Origin of the sequence: Saccharopolyspora sp. 6M (assembly GCF_020176775.1) — a bacterium.
Taxonomy (GTDB): domain Bacteria; phylum Actinomycetota; class Actinomycetes; order Mycobacteriales; family Pseudonocardiaceae; genus Saccharopolyspora_C; species Saccharopolyspora_C gregorii.
Window position 1 is genome coordinate 22,310 of record NZ_JAIUJZ010000119.1, and the last position, 17,995, is coordinate 40,304.

Genomic DNA, 17,995 nt, shown 5'->3' on the forward strand with positions numbered 1-17,995 from the left:
CTGCGGTTCGACCCGATCTCCGCGGTCTGCTCGGCCGGTCGGAGCGGCACCGGTCGCTCCCGGCGGGTCCGTCCGGAGCGGCCGGCCACCCCGCCTGCGGGGGTCAGATGAGCCACACCGCCGTGTTCGGCGGCAGCCGGTCGCCGTCGAGCTCGCCGCTGGCCAGCAGCACTTCGCCCGGCGGCAGCGTCACCGGTTCCGCAGAGGCGTTCAACGCGCAGGTCAGCGCGCCCGGTTCCCGCCGGAACGCGAAGCAGCCCGCCGGGGCGCCGAACCAGGCCACCTCGTCGCCGCGCAGCGCCGGGTGCTCCTTGCGCAGCTCCAGCGCCCGGCGGTACAGCGACAGCGTCGAGTCCGGGTCCTCCAGCTGGGCTTCCACGGTGTAGTCGGCCCACTCCGCCGACATCGGCCACCAGCCGCCCGGCACCGGGGAGAAGCCGAACGACGGCTCGTCGCCCTCCCACGGCATCGGGCCGCGCGCGGGCGGTGCCGACCGGGGTCCGGCCCCGGAGCTCGGCAGACCCAGCTCTTCACCGGTGTCCAGGCCGACGATCCCCGGCAGGCCCAGCGACACCAGGGCCAGCGCCCGTGCGCGGGCCTCCCCGGCGGCGCCGCCGCCGAACCGGGTCACCGGGTGCGTCCGGTCCTCCCCGGCCACCACCCACACGGCGGGGACGCCGAGCATCCGCGCGGACGCCAGCATCCGGGTGATGACCTCCCGCAGCTCGCCCGCGTCGAACAGGGTGCGGCCCAACCGCAGGTCGATGCCGATGTCCCAGCCGTCGTGGTCCTGGTAGGCGTCGAACCAGGACTCGTCGATGAGCACGCCGACACCGCGGCCCGGGTAGTCGGCGATGACCGGCGCCAGCGCCCGCAGCACCTCGCGGACCGCGGCTCCCGCCGGGGCGCCCGCGCCGGGCACCGAGGCGACCCGCAGCGCGTCCACGCCGCGGTCCAGCCAGAACCGCGCCGACTCCGCGAACACCTCGTGCTCCGGTGCGGTGAGCTGTTCGATCCGGTCGCGCTGCGCGGTGACGTCCACCGCGACCCGCAGGCCCGCGGCGTGCGCCTCGTCCACCAGCGATTCGAACGATTCCAGCTCGCCCAGCACCGGGTCGACGCCGCGACCCCGCAGCGGATCGGTCAGCGGCGCCGACGCCACCGCGGTCAGCCACAGGGCGTCCACGCCCAGCAGCTCCAGGTAGCCGAGGCGCAGCCGGGCGCCGTCGAGGTCCCCCACCCCGTCACCGTTGGCGTCGGCGAACGACCGGAGGTCCAGCCGGTAGAACACCGCATCGCGCCACCAGGGGGCGGCCGGAGCCGCTCCCGAGTCCCCCACCGGTGCGTTCATGACAAGCGATCAGGCTCCTAGAACCACGAATTCATCATGCTCTGCGCCGCCATCTCCAAGTACTGCCAGAGCTGCTCGCGATGTTCGTCGCCCAGGTCGGCCTCGTCCACCGCTATCCGCATGCAGCGCAGCCACGCGTCCCGCTCCGCAGGACCCACCTTGAACGGTGCGTGCCGCATCCGCAGCCGGGGGTGGCCCCGGCGGTCCGAGTAGGTGTGCGGCCCGCCCCAGTACTGCATGAGGAACAGCCGCAGCCGCTCTTCGGCGGGACCGAGGTCCTCCTCCGGGTAGAGCGGGCGCAGCAGCTCGTCCTTCGCCACCTCCTCGTAGAACCGCGCCACGATGAAGCGGAAGGTGGGTTCGCCGCCGACTTGGTCGTAGAAGGTCTCCGGTGCGCTCACACCCGCCATCCTCCCCTGCCGGCGGCACCGCTCATACCTGGGCCGAGTCCAGCTGCGGCCGGCCGTGGGGGTACGGCGGCTCGATGTTCTCCTCGTCGTAGGCCCGCTTGATCGCGACGCGGAGCCTGCGCTGCACCGCCCACTGGGTGCTGGGCCGCACCTTCACCGTGAGCCGCAGCGTGATCGTGTCCGAGGTGATCTTGTCGACGCCGAGCATGTCCGGCGGGTTCAGCACGTCCTTCGACAGCGGTTCCCGGGCGGCGGCCTCGGTGGCGACGCGGAGCGCGACCTCCATGGCCTTCTCCACCGAGCTGGTGTGCGAGATCGGGAAGTCGACGACGGCGACGGCGAAGCCCTGGCTGGAGTTGCCGACGCGCAGGATCTCGCCGTTGCGCACGTACCAGACGGTGCCGTTGAGGTCGCGCAGCGTCGTGACGCGCAGGCCCACGGCCTCCACGGTGCCGCTGGCCTCGCCGAGGTCGACGATGTCGCCGACGCCGTACTGGTCCTCGACCATCATGAACATCCCGGACAGGAAGTCCCGGACGAGGTTCTGCGCGCCGAACGCGACGGCCACGCCCAGCACCCCGGCGGAGGCCAGGATCGGGGCGAGTTCGATGCCCAGCGACTTCAGCGCGTACATCAGCGCCAAGCCGAAGATCACGAACGAGGACAGCGACTTGAGCACCGAGCCGATGGTGCGGGCCCGCTGCATCCGGCGTTCCGAGAGCAGCGCCATCGCCGAGGACTCCGGGCGGCGTTCCTTCAGCGGCACCAGCAGCTTCGGCGTCTTGCCGCCGTTGCCCCTGGTGAGCCGGGAGATGGTGCGGTGCACGAAGTAGCGCACCAGGAGCGCGATGATGACGATCATCACGATGTTCAGCGGCTTGGCGATGAGCAGCTCGGAGTACATCGCCAGCCACTCGTTGCCGGTCCACGAGAAGACGGTCTGGCACCAGCTGCCGTCGTCCTCGACGCAGTTCGGCTGGGTCAGCAGCGGCTGGGTCAACAGCGGGGGTGTCATGGGTCGGGGTCTCCATGCTCGGGTGTTGCGAACGTCGAATCGCACCGCGGCAGGACGCGCCCCGCGCCGGTGCCGGCCGACTGCCTGCCGGGAGCTGCGGACGCCCCGCCGTCCGCAGTTCCCGGAGCCGGCCGCGCACCGCTGGACGGGCACGCGCCTACCGCGACTGAGTTGTCAGAGGTGGCGACCGCTCAGGCGAGGGGGAGCCCGGTGGCCTCCGCTAGGAAGGCGATCTGGTCGGTCGCCAGGCCCACGGTACGCGAAACGGACCGGGCGGAGTGCCCCACCTCGGTCTCCCGCCGCAGCAGCACGGGCCGCTGCTGCGGGTCCGAACTCGTGGCGTGCTGCAGGGCCGCGCACATCTTGCGCGCGTGGTTCGGGTCGACCCGGGTGTCGGACTCGTACACCGCGAACAGCACGGACGGGTAGCCGGTGCCCTCGGCGACCGCGTGGTACGGCGAGTACGACAGCAGCCAGTCCAGCTCCTCCGGGTCGTCGGCGGTCCCGTACTCGTCGTTCCAGGTGCGGCCCAGCAGGAACTTCTCGTAGCGCACCATGTCCAGCAGCGGCGCCGAGCACACCACCGCCCGGTACAGCTCCGGGCGTTGCGTCAGCGCCGCGCCGACCAGCAGCCCGCCGTTGGAGCCGCCGGTGATCGCCAGCCGGTCCGGGGAGGTCCAGCCGGTGGACACCAGGTGCTCGGCCGCGGCGTGGAAGTCGTCGAACACGTTCTGCTTGCTCTCGCGCATGCCCGCGCGGTGCCACTGCTCGCCTTCCTCGCCGCCGCCGCGCAGCGAGGGCAGCGCCCACACCCCGCCCGCGGCGACCCAGGCCAGCGCGGTGGGGGAGTAGGACGGCTCCATCGACAGCGAGAACCCGCCGTAGCCGGTGACCAGCGCGGGCCGCGGGACGTCCGGTTCGGCGGTCGGCGAGAGCAGGAACATCCGGACGGTGGTGCCGTCCTTCGAGGTGTACTCGACCTGGGAGGAGCGCACCTCCGGCAGCTCCGCCGCGCCCGGTGCGCGCCGCTCCTGCCGCGTGGTGCCGGAGGCCCGGGTGTAGAGGTGCACGCAGGGTGGCGTCGCGAAGTCGGTCCAGCCGATCCACAGCCGGTCCCGGTCGCCCTCGGTCTCCTCGTCGACGGCGGTCAGCGCCGTGATCTGGCCGGTGCCCGGCAGCGGGACCTGCTCGGTGCGGTCGCCGGTGACCGGGTCGTGCAGCGCCAGCTCGGACACCGCGTGCCGGGTGCGCAGCACCGCGAGCTTCGGGTCGTCGGTGCCGTCGTCGAACCAGCGCACCGCCTCCAGCACCGAATCCGGGTCCTCGGGGATCAGCTCCTGCCAGTTCGCCGGTTCCGGTGCCTCCGGGTCGGCGACGCAGAGCCGCCAGCGCGGGGCGTCCAGCGTCGTCTGCACGTACAGCCGGCCGTCGCGCTCCACCCACGCCGAGGCGCGGATGCCCTCGGAGGTGTCGACGACCTGGCGCAGCCGCCCGTCCCCGGACAGGTCCGCGATCCACATCGAGTCCCGCCGCGCCGTGCCGGGGCTGCCGTGCACCAGCAGCCAGCGGCCGTCCCGGGACACGCGGGCGTCGTAGTAGAAGGTGTGCTCCAGGCCGTCGCCGTGCACCAGCAGGTCGTCGTCCGGGTGCGCGCCCACCTGGTGGCGCCACACCCGGCGGTGGAACTGCTCCTCGCCGTCCGGCACGGCTTCCGGCGGCAGCCGCCGCACGTAGAAGTACTCGTTGCCGCCCGGCATCCACGAGATCGACGAGTAGCGGCACCGGTCGATGGGGCCTTCCAGCAGCTCGCCGGTGGTCACGTCCAGCACGTGCAGCAGCGACTCCTCGTCACCGCCGACGGAGACCTGGTAGGCGAGCCGGTCGCCCTCCAGGCTCGGCGACCAGCGGTCCAGCGTGGTGAGGCCGGACGGGTCCAGCTCGGTGACGTCCAGCAGCGGCCGCTCCGAACCGTCCTCGTCGAGCAGGTACAGCACCGGGAACTCCTGGCCCGGCGCGCGGCGGGTGAAGAACGCGCGACCGGCCCGCCACACCGGGGCCGACACCGACCCCGCCGAGAGCAGGGACGTCAGGCGCTGCGCGATCTCCGCGCGGCCGGGCAGCGCGTCGAGCCGGGCACGGGCGAACTCGTCCTGCGCGGCGGACCACTCCTCGGTCCGCGGGTCGGCCGGGTCCTCCAGCGCGCGGTACGGGTCGGGAACCCTCCTGCCGTGCAGGTCGTCGACCACGTCGGCGCGTTCGGCGTGCGGGTAGGACAGGGGCGGCTGAACCTTCGTCACGCCCGCCGACGATACGGGGGAACGGGCCGGGACCGGTGCGGGTGCGGCGGCATTCGCCGAATTCACCCTGAACGATCAACACCGGAGCCCATACGATCGGCGCAGTGGAGCCGGTCGGACCTCGGAGATCGCTCAGGTCCGCCGCGACCTCGGACTCGGCCCGCGGCGCAGGTGGCTAGCACGTGGTGAATCACACGTGCGTTCGGGGTGTCGATTGTGGTCGACTGGTCCTTGCCAACCGGTGGAGGTGGTCGCGTGCACGACCGAATACCGACTCCGACAGGCGCGGCCGCCGGGCTCGCGCCTCGGGCGACGCTGTGCCACGCGCCGCCCGCCGGGCAGTCGGGCACTTCCGCACCCGCCTGGCGCAAGCGGCGGGTGCTGCTGCTCAACACGACCTTCGAACCGCTGACCGCGCTTCCGCTGCGCAGAGCGATCGTGCTGCTGGTCTGCGGCAAGGCGGAGGTCGTGCACGGCGACTCGGCGGGACTGGTGCTGCACTCGGCCACCAGCAGCCACGAGGTGCCGTCGGTGATCCGGCTCAGCAGCTTCGTCCGCGTCCCGTACCGGGGGCGCGTCCCGCTCACCCGGTCCGCGCTGATGCACCGCGACGGGCATCGCTGCGTGTACTGCGGGGGGCGGGCCGAGACGATCGATCACGTGGTGCCGCGCAGCCGGGGCGGGCCGCACGAGTGGGAGAACTGCGTCGCTTGCTGCACCAGGTGCAACCACCGCAAGGCGGACAAGACGCTCAGCGAACTGGGCTGGCAGCTGCCGGTGGCCCCGCACGCTCCGCGCGGCAGGCACTGGCGGCTGATCGCCGGGCTGTCTGAGACGGACCCGCTGTGGCTGCCGTACCTGGGCGAATCGGCGGCGTGACGGCGCTGCGGGCACGTCAGGCCGCCGCGGTGAGCTGACGGGAACTCCGGCCGCTGATCCGCACGCCGCGGTCCTGGCCGGAGATCCGGACGCCGCGGCTGGCCGAGCTGATGCGCACGCCCGCTTGGGAGCTGATCCGGACGCCGCGCTCGGCTGCGCTGATCCGGACGCCTGCTTGCGAGCTGATCCGGACGCCTGCTTGCGAGCTGATCCGGACGCCGCGGTCCTGGGCGCTGATCCGCACGCCGCGGTCGGTGCTGCTGATGCGCACGCCCTGCTGGCCGCTGATCCGCACGCCGGCCCGGCTGCTGATGCGGACGCCGCGCCGCTGCGAGCTGACCCGGACCCCGCGGTTCTCGCCGCTGATGCGGACGCCCGCCCGCGAGCTGATCCGGACCCCGCAGCGCGAGCTGATCCGGACGCCGCGTTCCTCGCCGCTGATCCGGACGCCGCGCTCCTGACCGGAGATCCGGACGCCTGCCTGCGAGCTGATGCGCACGCCGCGGTCGTGACCTGAGATCCGGACGCCGCGTTCGGTGCCGCTGATCCGGACGCCGGTCCGCGAGCTGATCCGGACACCGCGCTCCTCGCCGCTGATCCGCACGCCTGCCCGAGAGCTGATGCGGACGCCCTCGTGCGAGCTGATCCGCACACCGCGGTCCTCGCCGCTGATCCGGACGCCGCGTTCGGTGCCGCTGATGCGGACGCCGCGGTCGCCGCCGCTGATGCGCACGCCCCGCGAGCTGATCCGCACGCCCCGGTCTTCGCCGCTGATGCGGACGCCGCGGTCGCCGCCGCTGATGCGCACGTCCCGCGAGCTGATCCGCACACCGCGGTCTTCGCCGCTGATGCGGACGCCGCGCTGCTGCCCGCTGATGCGCACACCCCGGCCCTCGCCGCTGATGCGGACCCCGCGGTCCGCCGAGCTGATCCGCACGCCGCGCCGGGCGCCGCTGATGCGGACTCCGGACTGCGAGCTGATCCGCACGCCCCGGTCCGCACCGCTGATCCGGACCCCGCGATCCGTCCCGCTGATGCGGATGCCGGAAGCCGTGTGCGGAACGTGTTCGACAAGGGGCTGCGCGTTCTGGAAAATGGTGCCAAGATTGCGCTGAGCGGCGGTGTTGATCGACGACATGGTGTGCCTCCCGCAGGCGAATGGACTGTCCATGGGGCTAGTGATCAAATATGCAAGACCCATACAGGTGAAAAACTAGAAGCGCGGGAGCGTTCAAACAAGCCGCCAACTCGCCGCCCGCTGCGACCTTCTGGATGGGCTCCATTCGGCGGCGGCGATTGCGCTGAAAGAGTTACATTACGTGAGGCGCGACACGCTTGACTAGTGACTTTCGGTAGCCCTTGTCCTGCTCAGGGCCGGGATGGTCACGTGCGGTCACGGAATCGACGTGCGCTGCTCACCAGGCGTGGCCTGGCCCGTGCGCCGCCGCGGCGGTCGGCGTCGGCGGTCGCGGGAGTCGCCGGCGACGCTCGGGATGGTCCTGCCGAGCCCGTTCCGCGGGGCGAACCCCCTGTTCGGCGCCGGTCCCCGGCACCAGGAGTGACCGCGGTGGCGGGGCGGGTCCGAAGAGCAGGGTCCTCGCACGAAACCGTTCTCGTGTCAAGAACGGCCCCGGCTCACCCGTTCGGACGCACGGTGTTTTCACCGGAAATTGAAGTCGCGTTCTCCTGGGCGCGGGCGGATCGGTCAGCCGCGATGCCGATTCCGCCGGTCGGATTCTGCATCGATCCGCGCGATCCGGTGCGCGAGGAATTGTCGTTTCCCCAGGTGGCGAAGAGGTCTCGCCGGTCTTGTTCCGCGTGCGCGGAAAAGCGGATCGGAGTTGTCCACAAGAATGCCGGGCTGTCCACAGGCCGGTTCGCGGCGGCGGCCGGACCTCGGGCGGAGGACACGGGCGTGCCGTGGCGTCGTCCCACGCGGCGACGTGATCGGCTACCGTGCTCAGCGTGACTGCGGTTGAGACCTTCCTCGTGCTGGCGGTGATCCCGGCGTCCGTGTACCTCCTGGTCGCGCTGATCACCCTCCGCTCGAAGCTGACCCGTTCCCGATACCGCGCAGGGCAGGACTGGGAGTTCGCCCCGGTGTTCTGGGTGGCCGATCCGGCGCGCGTGAGCACCGCGCCGCCGGGCGACCAGGACTCCGCGGAGACGGCGTCCGCCGCAGCCGAGCACGCGCACAGCACCGACCGGGGAGGCGCACGTGGCCACTGGTGAGATCACCGGCGAGGGCCGCTCCGGCGGCGACCAGGACCTGGCGACCGGGGAGGCGGTGACCGCGACCGGCCGGCTGTCCATTGCCCGGCGCGTCCGCCCGGAAGGGCCGCACCTGCCGTTCAGCACCGGTCAGCTCGCCCGGCTCGACGAGGCGCTCACCCTCTCCAGCCGCAGCACCGGGCTGGAGTTCGCGGTGTACCTGGGCGACCTCGGCGAGCAGACCCGGGAGACCGCGGGCGAGCTGCACGCCAACCTCGGGGCGCGCGCCGCCGAAGGGGTGCTGCTGGCGGTGTCGCCGCAGCAGCGAGCGGTGGAGATCGTGACCGGCGAGGAGTCGAAGCGCCGCGTCCCGGACCGCAGCTGCCAGCTGGCGCTGATGACGATGGTCGCTTCGTTCAAGGAGGGCGAGATGATCGAAGGGCTGCTCAGCGCGTTGCGGATGCTCGCCGACGCCGCCGGCACCCAGCGCTGAGCCGAACCCGGCGCTCGACCCGAACGTGAAGCGGGGGCGGACCCGACCAGGTCCGCCCCCGTTCTCGTGCCCGCGGGTTACGAGCGGTCGAACTCGCGCGCGGCCAGCGCTCGCACGATCCCGGCCCGCCCCTCGGAGACCAGCCGCCGCAGCGCCGCCGGCCGCTCCTCGGCGAGCCAGGCGTCGGCGGCGTCGACGGTGCTCTGCCGCACGGCCCAGGACGGGAACAGCCCGATGACGGTGGGCTGCGCGCGCTCGCTGGACCGCCGCTGCCACACCTCGTCGATCTCGGCGAAGTAGCGTTCCACGTAGGAGGCCAGCAGCTCGCGCTGCCCCGGGTGCTGGAACCCGGCGATGATCGCGTCGCTGACCGCGTTCGGCAGTTCGTCGTCGTGCACGGCGCGCTGCCAGGCGCGTTCCTTGGACTCCGGGGTGGGGATGAGCGACCGCGCCCGCTCGGCCTTGCGGCGGCCGGTGGCGGTCCGGTCCTGGTCGAGCTCGGCGTCGATCTCGTCCTCGGCGGCGGCGCCGTGCGCGACGAGCGCCTGCAGCAGCAGCCAGCGCAGGTCGGTGTCGACGGCGAGCCCCGGCAGCGGCTCCGTGCCGTCCAGCCAGCCGCGCACCGCCGCGAGGTGCTGCTCGCCGAGCACCGAGGAGGCCAGCGTGTTCACGAACGCCAGCTGGTGGTCCGACCCCGGTTCGGCGGCCCGCGCCAGTTCCAGCATCCGGGTGGAGAATCGGTCCCAGCCCTCAGGCTGCCAGTCGGCGTCGGCGTAGGAGGCCAGCGCGGTCTGGGTCTGCAGCAGGACCCGCTGCACCACGCCGATCTCGCTCTCCGCGCCGATCCCGGAGTCGGCGGAGCGGCCGAGCACGAGGCTGACGAAGTCGCGCGCCTTGAGCTCCGCCTCCCGGGTCATCTCCCAGGCGGTGGACCAGCACAGCGCGCGCGGCAGCGACTGCTCGATGTCGCCGATCCGGTCGATGAGCGTGGCCAGCGACTCGGGGTCGAGCCGCATCGTGCAGTAGGTGAGGTCGTCGTCGTTGACCAGCACCAGCTTGCCGCGGTGCACGCCGACCAGGTCGGGCACCGCGGTGCGCTCACCGCTGACGTCCAGTTCGACGCGGTGGGTGCGCACGAGCCGCCCGGTGGCCGGGTCGTCGTCGTAGACGCCGATCGCGAGCCGGTGGGTGCGGTGCTCACCGGCACCGGGGCGGGCGCCGTTCTGCACGACGGTGAACTCGGTGAACCGGCCCTCGTCGTCGGTGCTGAACCGGGGGCGCAGCATGTTCAGGCCGGTGGTCTGCAGCCACTGGGCGCTCCACCAGGACAGGTCGCGCCCGGACGCCTCCTCCAGGGCCAGCAGCAGGTCGTTCAGGGTGGCGTTGCCCCACGCGTGCCGCTCGAAGTAGCCGCGCAGCCCGGCGAGGAAGTTGTCCAGCCCCACGTACGCGACGAGCTGTTTGAGCACCGAAGCGCCCTTGGCGTAGGTGATGCCGTCGAAGTTCACCTCGACGGCCTGCAGGTCGGGGATGTCGGCGGCGACCGGGTGCGTGGAGGGCAGCTGGTCCTGCCGGTACGCCCAGGACTTCTCGACGCTGGCGAAGGTGGTCCAGGCGCTCGTGTACTGCGTGCCGCCGACCTGCGCGAGCACGCTGGCCCAGGTGGCGAACGACTCGTTGAGCCACAGGTCGTCCCACCAGCGCATGGTGACGAGGTCGCCGAACCACATGTGCGCCATCTCGTGCAGCACGGTCTCGGCGCGGCGCTCGTAGAGGTAGCCGGTGACCTTCGACCGGAAGACGAAGTCCTCCAGGAAGGTGACGCAGCCGGCGTTCTCCATGGCGCCCGCGTTGAACTCCGGCACGAAGCACTGGTCGTACTTGCCGAACGGGTAGGGGACCCCGAACGCCTTGTGGTAGAAGGCGAAGCCCTGCTTGGTCTCGGTGAACAGCCGCTCCGCGTCGAGGTGTTCGGCGAGCGAGGCGCGGCAGTACAGGCCCAACGGGATCGGGTCCTGGCCGTCCTCGCCGGGGAACTCGTCGCGCCACTCCGCGTAGGGGCCCGCGACGAGCGCGACCAGGTAGGTCGACATCCGTTCGGTGGTCTCGAACGCGTGGGTGCGGGTATCACCGGTTCCGGTGATCTCGGCGGGCGCGTTGGAGATGACCTTCCAGGACGCGGGCGCGTGCACCGTGATCCGGTAGGTGGCCTTGAGGTCGGGCTGGTCGAAGCAGGTGAACATCCGCTTCGCGTCGGCCGTCTCGAACTGGCTGTAGAGGTAGACGCCGCCGTCGACGGGGTCGATGAAGCGGTGCAGCCCCTCACCGGTGTTGGTGTAGGAGAGGTCGGCGCGCACCACGAGCTCGTTGTCCGCGGCGAGCTCCGGCAACGCGAGCCCGGTGTCCTCGGCGTAGCCGGACACGTCGAGCTCGACGCCGTTGAGCGTCGCCCCGTGCACCTGCGCGGCCATCAGATCGATCCAGGTCGACTCGCCCGGCCGGGTGCTGCGGAACCGCACCGTCGTGGTGGAACCGAAGGTCCGCACGTCCGGCCCGTCCGCGCCGTCGGAGAGGTCCAGTTCGATCACGTAGGACTCGACGTCGAGCAGCGCGGCGCGCTGTTCAGCCTGGTCCTGGGTGAGGTTCGGCGGAGCCACGGATCACCTCGTTGTTCGTTGGGATGGCGCACCGGACGATCCGCGCCGGTGCGGGGCGCTGGAAATCCAATCACGCCGGGGCGCGGCCGTGCCGCCCGACGCCTGATCATCGCCGCCGGGCGTGTCGGCGAGCCCGTGAATTCCGGGGAATTCGCGGCTCGGGCGCCGTTCATCCGGGAATACCGGCACATTCCACACTCGTTCGGGTCGAACGGGAAGAGCGGCGGGCCGTGCCGGGTTGTACGGGTGGCGGGCGTCCGCCCGCGCCGATCGATCTCCGTGCTGGAGCACGGAGCACGGAGCACTGTGGAGGGTTCGTCCATGAGCACCGAGCGTCCGAAGGTCGACTTCTACTTCGACCCGGCCTGCCCCTTCGCCTGGGTCTCGTCCCGCTGGATGCTGGAGGTCGCCCAGGTCCGGGACATCGACCTGAACTTCCGGGTGATGAGCCTGGCGGTGCTGAACGAGGGGCGGGACCTCCCGGCGGAGTACCAGGACCTGATGAAGCGGGCGTGGGGCCCGGTCCGGGTCGCGATCGCCGCCGCCGAGCAGCACGGCGAGGAGGTGCTCAGCCCGCTGTACACGGCGCTGGGGCGCCGGATCCACGACGAGGGGAACAAGGACTTCGAGCAGGTCGTCGCCGCCGCGTTGGACGAGGTCGGGCTCCCCGCGTCGCTGGCGGGTGCCGCCGAGGTCACCGACTACGACGAGAAGCTGCGCGCCAGCCACCACGCCGGGATGGACCCGGTGGGCGACGACGTCGGCACCCCCACCATCCACGTGGACGGGGTGGCGTTCTTCGGCCCGATCACCACCCGCATCCCGCGCGGGGAACAGGCGGGCGAGCTGTTCGACGCGGCGCGCACGTTGGCCGGATATCCGTACTTCTTCGAGCTCAAGCGGACCCGGACCGAATCCCCGCGCTTCGACTGATCCCCGGCTGCGGTCGCCCGGCGGTCGGGTGGCGGAGCCTCGGCGGTCATCTCGCCGCGGGCCCGACGTCTCCGGTGGCTCCGCGCCACCGGAGACATCGCCGTCCTCGCGAGGCGGCCGCTGCGAACCCGCGGGTGCGCTGGTCGTCGGCGCAGCGGTTTCGCCGCTGACAGGACGGGGATCGCGGCTGTAGCGTCCCGGCTTCGGTGGTGTTCGGGCCAGTGGTGTTCGGGTCGGTGGATGTTCGGGCCGGTGGGGGTGTCGCGGTGGGCGTTAAGGTGGTGATCACGCGGTCGGGCGCGCGGACGCCCGGTGCTCCGGCGCTGCTGTGCCTGCCGGGCACGATGTGCGACCCGGTGATCTTCGACGGGCTGGCGGAGGCGACCGGCACCGACGTGCTCGTCGCGCCGTGGCTCGAATGGCCCGGGCCGCACGAGGTGGCGCGGCTCGGGGAGCGGGTCGCGGAAACGGCCGCGGAGCACGGGCCGGTGGTGCTGCTGGGGCACTCGACTGGTGCGGTGATCGCGCTGTGCGCCGCGCTGCACGACCGGGCCTCGCACGCTCCGGCGGTGCGCGGCGTGCTCTGCTGCGACAGCGGCGCGAACATGCGCGGCCACGGCGACGTGGACGCGATCATCGACCGCGTCGCGCGGAACTGGGGACCCGAGCTGTGGCGGGCGGTGGCGCGCCGCTCGGTGCACCTGCCGCCACCCGCGGCCGTCGCCGAACTCCTCGACGCCTATCCGGCCGGGCTCGACCGGGAGGCGGTGCTGGCGGTGCTGCGCAGCCAGCGCGACACCGACCTGCTCCCGCGGCTCGGCGAGCTGGCGGGACTGCCCGCGCTCGTGGTGCACGGCCGCTTCGACACCGCGCGCACCCCGGAGCACGCGCGTGAGCTCGCGCGTGCGCTGGACGCGCCGGAACCCGTGCTGCTGGAGTGCGGGCACACGCCGCCGGTCGAACTGCCCGCCGAGTTCGGCGCCGCAGTGGCCGCGTTCCTGCAGCGGCTGTCCTGAACCGGCGTTCCGGCTCGCCGCCCGCCCGAAATTTCCGATCTTCGGAGGGTGCGCGCGCGTTCCGGGGTGTGCCAGGCTCGGTGGAAGCCCGATCATCGATCTCCCGGAGGAACTCATGGCGGCGCCCACGACCAGCCGGACCGACCACGTCATCGGCGGCGAGTACGTCGCCGGGGCCGGGGAGCGGATCGAGGTGGTCGACCCGGCCACCGAGCAGGTGATCGGCTCGGTCCCCGCCGGAACGGTCCAGGAGGTGGACGCGGCGGTGGCCGCGGCCCGCGCCGCCTTCGACGACTGGGCCGCGCGTCCGGTCGAGGAGCGCTCGGCCGCGGTGCGCCGCATCTCGGAGGGCATCGCGCGGCGCCGCGACGAGATAGCCGCGACGGTCACCGCCGAGATGGGGTCGCCGATCACGTTCGCCACCCAGGTGCACGCGAGCGTGCCGGTGGCGACCTCCCGCGGCATCGCCGACCTGCTCGACCAGGGCTACGAGTGGAGCGAGGAGTCCGGTGGCTCGCTGATCGTCCGGGAACCGATCGGAGTGGTCGCGGCGATCACCCCGTGGAACTACCCGCTGCACCAGGTGGTGGCGAAGGTCGCCCCGGCGCTCGCCGCCGGCTGCACCGTGGTGCTCAAGCCCAGCGAGGTCGCCCCCCTCACCGCCGCCATCTTCGCCGAGGTCGTCGCGGAGGCCGGGCTGCCCGCCGGGGTGTTCAACCTGGTGCACGGCACCGGCCCGGTGGTGGGGGAGGCGCTGGCCGCGCACCGCGACGTGGACATGGTGTCGTTCACCGGTTCCACCCGCGCCGGTCGCCGCGTCTCGGAGGTGGCGGCGCGGACGGTGAAGCGGGTGGCGCTGGAGCTCGGCGGCAAGTCGGCGAACGTGGTCCTCGACGACGCGGACCTCGCGAAGGCGGTGAAGCTGGGCGCCGCGGGCTGCTTCCCGAACGGCGGTCAGAGCTGCAACGCGCTGAGCCGGATGCTCGTCCCCGAATCCCGCTACGCGGAGGCGGTGGAGCTCGCGGTCGGCGCCGTCGCCAAGTACACCGTCGGCGACCCCGCGGACGAGACCACCCGCATCGGTCCGATGGTCTCGGACGTGCAGCGCGACCGCGTCGTCGACTACATCCGCCAGGGCATCGCCGAAGGAGCCTCGGTGGCGGTGGGCGGGCCGGACGCGCCGGAGGGGCTGGACACCGGCTACTTCGTGCGCCCCACCGTGTTCACCGGCGTCACCCCGGACATGACGATCGCCCGCGAGGAGATCTTCGGCCCGGTGCTGTCGATCCTGCCGTACCGCGACGAGGAGGAGGCGATCGCGATCGCCAACGACTCCGAGTACGGCCTGTCCGGCGCCGTCTTCGGCTCCGACGAGCGGGCGCTGGCGGTGGCGCGGCGGCTGCGCACCGGGCAGGTCGCGGTGAACGGCGGCGCGGTCGACCCGAACGCCCCGTTCGGCGGCTACAAGCAGTCCGGCAACGGCCGCGAGTTCGGCAGGCACGGCCTCGAAGAATTCCTGGAGGTCAAGGCCATCCTCCGGTGAGCCGCGCACGACCGGCCCGGCGCTCCGGACCGCTCCCGGTCGAGACCTGCTGATCAACACGGTGCGGCTCCCCGAGACCGAGGTCCGGCGGATGTCCCAGGAGGAGGCGAGCGCTCGGCTCGACGAGTGCTGGACCGGCACCTGACCCCGCCGGCTCCCGCTGCTTAACCTGGTGGCGTGATCGAGGTCCGGGAGTGGCACGAGTGGCCGTCGGCGGAGGCGGAGGCCGTCGCCGTGCAGGAACGGCTGCGGTCGGAGGTGCGGTTCGACGGGTTCCCCGCGGAGGTCCGCACGGCCGCCGGGCTGGACGTCGCCTACGGCGCGGACGACGACGAGGTGATCGCGGCGGTCACGGTGCTCGACCTCGCCGAGCTGTCCGTGGTGGACAGGTCGGTGGTGCGGTCCCGCGTCGCATTCCCGTACGTGCCGGGCCTGTTCGCGTTCCGCGAGGCACCGCCGCTGCTGGCCGCGTTGACCGGGCTGGAGGTGGAGCCGGACGTGCTGGTCTGCGACGGGCAGGGGCTGGCGCACCCGCGGCGGTTCGGGCTGGCCTGCCACCTCGGGGTGCTCACGGACCTGCCGAGCGTCGGCGTCGGCAAGACCGCGCTGGGCCGCTACGACCCGCCCGGCCCGGAACGCGGTGATCGGGCTCCGCTGCTGCTGGACGGCGAACCGGTGGGCGCCGCGCTGCGCACCCGCCGCGCGGTGAAGCCGGTGTTCGTCTCGGTCGGCCACCGCTGCACCCTCGACGAGGCGTGCGAGCTGGTCCTGCGCCTCACCCCGCACTACCGCCTGCCGGAGACCACGCGCACCGCCGACCGGCTGGGCCGCGCCGAAGCCCGCGGCACCTGAGCGCGCCCGCTCCGGTCACCGGCGCCCGGTCGGCTCCACGACGAGGTTTCCGCCGCGGTCCCACCGCTCGTGGCGCACGAGGTTCCCGGCGGCGTCGAACTCGCGCCGTTCGGCGAGGCGGCCGTTCGCGTGCCACTCGCGGTGGCTGCCGACGGACCTGCCGTCCCGCATCCGGCCGTCCTTCCGCAGCCGTCCCGAGGACCGCCATTCCCGGTAGGGGCCGTCGGGGTATCCGGCGAAGTACGAGCGGGTGGAGACGAGTTCGCCGTCCGCGGACCGTTCCACCACGACGCCGGTGAACGGTTCGCCGCGGTGGAAGACCAGACCGGTGGGATCCATCTCGATGTCGTCCTCGTCGACGCGAACCTCACCCACGGCGGTCCTCCCCGCTGCTCGGCTCCGCGCGAGTGCCGGGGCGGATCAGCTCGCTTTCTCCGCTGCGCGCAGTTTGTCGGCGAACCACGCCGGGAGGTTCGGCTCGTCCCGGGGGAACATGGCCTGTTCGTCGGTGTACGCGCGCAACGGTGGTTCGTCGTGCCACTGCGGTGGGTTGTCCCGGTTGTAGACGATCTCGAAGTCGGCGGGTGGGTTCAGCCGGTAGAACGGGGAGAACCAGGTGCCCAGGCGTGGCCGGTGCATGCCGACGCGCAGGCGCCAGAGCAGGTTCCACACCTCCTCCGGAGGTGCCCACTGGACCAGTTCGCCCGCCGAGTTCTTCGCCCCCGCGCCTACTTGGACGTGGCGTCCGATCGCCTTGTACTCGACGGCGAGGCGGCTCCAGTCCTGCGGTGCGGAGCGCTGGACGAGGTCGGTGACCTCGTCCAGCAGCGCCTTCTGCTCGACGGGGTCCAGTTCCAGGTTCGTCATCGTGTCCTCTGATCCGTTCCCGCACGTGGGCCGACCCGGCCGGAGAAGCTCAGTGCACGCCGGAGCACCGTGCGTCGGCGAAGTGGGGACGCAGTCGCCCGTACCCGTTGACCCCCTGGCGCGCGGTGGACCGGCTCAGTTCGTTTCTTCCGCGACGAGATCTCCAGTCGCGCTGAAAGTTCTGCGGCGGATCAGCTGCCCGCCCTCGGCGAAGTCCGCCTCGGTTGCGATCGTCCCGTTCGGTCGCCAGGTGCGGTGCGTTCCCGTCGGAGATCCGCGGTGGAAGGCGCCCTCGGATTTGAGGTTGCCGTCCGGGTACCACTCGCGGTCGAGACCTTCTTGGAGGCCGTCCGCGTACTCGGTGGAGTACAGCAGCGTGCCGTCTTCCGAAGAGTCCTCCTCTGCTCCGGTGAACGGTTGTCCTTGGTAGTGGACACGTCCTTCGGGGCCCTCGTCAAGTTCATCTTCGCTGACTCGGAGCATTCTTTCCCCTTGCGTCATCTGGCCTTTCGGGCGGCATTTTGCCGGCCCAGTGGTTCATGGTAGTCCGGGTTCGCCACTTCAGTCGGAACACGTTCGCGCGAACCCTTTCTTTCAGGGTCTTCCCCAATGGTGTATCCGCCTGGCGCCATCGTCGCCCCTGCGGACAGGTCGGCTTCATCGTGCTTGTTGGCGGGCAGCGAGTCGGGGCCGGAAACGATGCGGGCGCAGTTAGCACAGCACGTGGCAATGTCGTGCGGCTCGTCTTTGAAGGTGAAGCGAGCATCGACATACACGTCATCGAGGAATTCTTGGAACTTCTCGGGTGAATCGATGGAATCCCCGGTGATCTTCTCCCGTGTTCGCATGAGCTCGTTGAGTGCCTTGACTTCCGCATGGCGCTGTGGGGTGTCGTGGTGCGGGAATTCGGATTGGGGAATGTCGCTCAGATCGGTTTGTGCAGGGTTGCCGCTCATCGCCGCGATGTGCTTTCGCAGCTCGGGATGCAGATCCCTGTTCAGGGGCGTCTTGTCCGGTGTTCCATTGATTCCCTCCGCTACCACGCCGGTACGTCGATCGATTGCAACGGCGTTGACGGCGGCACGAACCTTGCCGAGGGACCTCTTGGTGTAGGGGACGTCGTTCTCGTCAGTGTGCGGGGCATCCCTCTTCAGCTTGCCGCCCTTGAAATTGTCCTCCACGGCATTCTGGATTCCTTGCTGGCGTGATTCGACGGAGTCGCGCACGTATTGGTGGACGGGAGAACCGTCGATATGAGTGATGACGCCGCCTTCGTAGTCGATATGGCGGGTGTCGTCCTGGGCGCCAACGCGTTCCAGCTCCTGGCCCAAAGCGATGTCCGAGGGTACGTGCGGTCGTCGATGAGACTCGAAACGGTCCTCGTTGTCTCCCCGGCTCTCCGCGTCGTCCGGGGCTGGGCCGGGGTCTTCGCCGTCTCGGGTGGGGTGGAAGCCGTCGGTGCCGGCGCTGG

17 protein-coding genes are annotated in these 17,995 nt (G+C 71.7%); 7 read left to right on the top strand and 10 right to left on the bottom strand.

What is annotated here, in order from left to right; all coding sequences use genetic code 11:
- Positions 1 to 103: 103 nt before the first annotated feature.
- The 4 genes from LCD31_RS17035 to LCD31_RS17050 all read right to left on the bottom strand — a co-directional run bounded on the left by LCD31_RS17035 (position 104) and on the right by LCD31_RS17050 (position 5,073).
- The gene (locus tag LCD31_RS17035) at positions 104 to 1,351 is read right to left on the bottom strand and encodes an alpha-amylase family glycosyl hydrolase (RefSeq protein WP_224959361.1); all 1,248 of its coding nucleotides are present in this window, start codon (positions 1,349 to 1,351) and stop codon (positions 104 to 106) included.
- A 17-nt stretch (positions 1,352 to 1,368) separates the two neighbouring features.
- Positions 1,369 to 1,761, bottom strand: coding sequence for a globin (locus LCD31_RS17040; RefSeq protein ID WP_224959363.1), 393 nt, complete (start codon positions 1,759 to 1,761; stop codon positions 1,369 to 1,371).
- Positions 1,762 to 1,783: 22 nt separating this feature from the next.
- A complete protein-coding gene (locus tag LCD31_RS17045) occupies positions 1,784 to 2,776 on the bottom strand; it encodes a mechanosensitive ion channel family protein (RefSeq protein WP_224959364.1) in 993 nt (330 codons plus the stop codon).
- Between the two features lie 191 nt (positions 2,777 to 2,967).
- Positions 2,968 to 5,073 (bottom strand): prolyl oligopeptidase family protein, encoded by a 2,106-nt coding sequence (locus LCD31_RS17050; protein WP_224959365.1) that lies wholly within the window; start codon positions 5,071 to 5,073, stop codon positions 2,968 to 2,970.
- Positions 5,074 to 5,328: 255 nt separating this feature from the next.
- Between LCD31_RS17050 and LCD31_RS17055 the strand changes: the two genes are divergently transcribed.
- Entirely contained in the window at positions 5,329 to 5,952 is a 624-nt protein-coding gene (locus LCD31_RS17055; protein ID WP_374108067.1) for an HNH endonuclease, read from the top strand.
- 16 nt (positions 5,953 to 5,968) lie between these two features.
- On the opposite strand, the gene LCD31_RS17060 is transcribed toward LCD31_RS17055, so the two are convergent.
- A complete protein-coding gene (locus tag LCD31_RS17060; protein WP_224959366.1) occupies positions 5,969 to 7,123 on the bottom strand; it encodes a hypothetical protein in 1,155 nt (384 codons plus the stop codon).
- A 794-nt stretch (positions 7,124 to 7,917) separates the two neighbouring features.
- Here LCD31_RS17060 and LCD31_RS17065 point away from each other — a divergent pair.
- Together LCD31_RS17065 and LCD31_RS17070 are read left to right on the top strand one after the other, a co-directional pair.
- A complete protein-coding gene (locus LCD31_RS17065) occupies positions 7,918 to 8,184 on the top strand; it encodes a hypothetical protein (RefSeq protein WP_224959367.1) in 267 nt (88 codons plus the stop codon).
- A complete protein-coding gene (locus LCD31_RS17070; protein ID WP_224959368.1) occupies positions 8,171 to 8,656 on the top strand; it encodes a DUF5130 family protein in 486 nt (161 codons plus the stop codon). The genes LCD31_RS17065 and LCD31_RS17070 overlap by 14 nt, the downstream gene beginning before the upstream one ends.
- 77 nt (positions 8,657 to 8,733) lie before the next feature.
- On the opposite strand, the gene pepN is transcribed toward LCD31_RS17070, so the two are convergent.
- Entirely contained in the window at positions 8,734 to 11,313 is a 2,580-nt protein-coding gene (gene pepN / locus LCD31_RS17075; RefSeq protein WP_224959369.1) for an aminopeptidase N, read from the bottom strand.
- Between the two features lie 321 nt (positions 11,314 to 11,634).
- Between pepN and LCD31_RS17080 the strand changes: the two genes are divergently transcribed.
- The 4 genes from LCD31_RS17080 (at position 11,635) to LCD31_RS17095 (ending at position 15,657) form a co-directional block, all read left to right on the top strand.
- Entirely contained in the window at positions 11,635 to 12,246 is a 612-nt protein-coding gene (locus LCD31_RS17080) for a DsbA family protein (protein WP_224959370.1), read from the top strand.
- 281 nt (positions 12,247 to 12,527) lie between these two features.
- On the top strand, positions 12,528 to 13,262 hold the full coding sequence (locus LCD31_RS17085) for an alpha/beta fold hydrolase (protein WP_224959371.1): 735 nt from the start codon (positions 12,528 to 12,530) through the stop codon (positions 13,260 to 13,262).
- Between the two features lie 115 nt (positions 13,263 to 13,377).
- Positions 13,378 to 14,805, top strand: a complete 1,428-nt coding sequence (locus tag LCD31_RS17090; RefSeq protein ID WP_224959373.1) for an aldehyde dehydrogenase family protein — start codon at positions 13,378 to 13,380, stop codon at positions 14,803 to 14,805.
- 180 nt (positions 14,806 to 14,985) lie between these two features.
- Entirely contained in the window at positions 14,986 to 15,657 is a 672-nt protein-coding gene (locus LCD31_RS17095) for an endonuclease V (RefSeq protein WP_224959380.1), read from the top strand.
- A 15-nt stretch (positions 15,658 to 15,672) separates the two neighbouring features.
- Here LCD31_RS17095 and LCD31_RS17100 read toward each other — a convergent pair whose 3' ends face one another.
- The 4 genes from LCD31_RS17100 to LCD31_RS17115 all read right to left on the bottom strand — a co-directional run.
- Entirely contained in the window at positions 15,673 to 16,032 is a 360-nt protein-coding gene (locus tag LCD31_RS17100; protein ID WP_224959374.1) for a toxin-antitoxin system YwqK family antitoxin, read from the bottom strand.
- Positions 16,033 to 16,077: 45 nt separating this feature from the next.
- Positions 16,078 to 16,524 carry a hypothetical protein gene (locus tag LCD31_RS17105; protein ID WP_224959375.1) on the bottom strand — a complete coding sequence of 149 codons (447 nt, stop codon included), beginning with the start codon at positions 16,522 to 16,524 and terminating at the stop codon, positions 16,078 to 16,080.
- 135 nt (positions 16,525 to 16,659) lie between these two features.
- The gene (locus tag LCD31_RS17110; RefSeq protein WP_224959376.1) at positions 16,660 to 17,007 is read right to left on the bottom strand and encodes a toxin-antitoxin system YwqK family antitoxin; all 348 of its coding nucleotides are present in this window, start codon (positions 17,005 to 17,007) and stop codon (positions 16,660 to 16,662) included.
- Positions 17,008 to 17,021: 14 nt separating this feature from the next.
- Positions 17,022 to 17,995 (bottom strand): YwqJ-related putative deaminase (locus LCD31_RS17115; RefSeq protein ID WP_224959377.1); only part of this gene is annotated, 974 nt, incomplete at its 5' end.

Coding starts and splice junctions, on each gene's coding strand:
- LCD31_RS17080 (WP_224959370.1), top strand. CDS start 11,635: ATGAGCACCGAGCGTCCGAAGGTCGACTTCTACTTCGACCCGGCCTGC.
- LCD31_RS17045 (WP_224959364.1), bottom strand. CDS start 2,776: ATGACACCCCCGCTGTTGACCCAGCCGCTGCTGACCCAGCCGAACTGC.
- LCD31_RS17035 (WP_224959361.1), bottom strand. CDS start 1,351: ATGAACGCACCGGTGGGGGACTCGGGAGCGGCTCCGGCCGCCCCCTGG.
- LCD31_RS17040 (WP_224959363.1), bottom strand. CDS start 1,761: ATGGCGGGTGTGAGCGCACCGGAGACCTTCTACGACCAAGTCGGCGGC.
- LCD31_RS17090 (WP_224959373.1), top strand. CDS start 13,378: ATGGCGGCGCCCACGACCAGCCGGACCGACCACGTCATCGGCGGCGAG.
- LCD31_RS17060 (WP_224959366.1), bottom strand. CDS start 7,123: ATGGACAGTCCATTCGCCTGCGGGAGGCACACCATGTCGTCGATCAAC.
- LCD31_RS17105 (WP_224959375.1), bottom strand. CDS start 16,524: ATGACGAACCTGGAACTGGACCCCGTCGAGCAGAAGGCGCTGCTGGAC.
- LCD31_RS17110 (WP_224959376.1), bottom strand. CDS start 17,007: ATGCTCCGAGTCAGCGAAGATGAACTTGACGAGGGCCCCGAAGGACGT.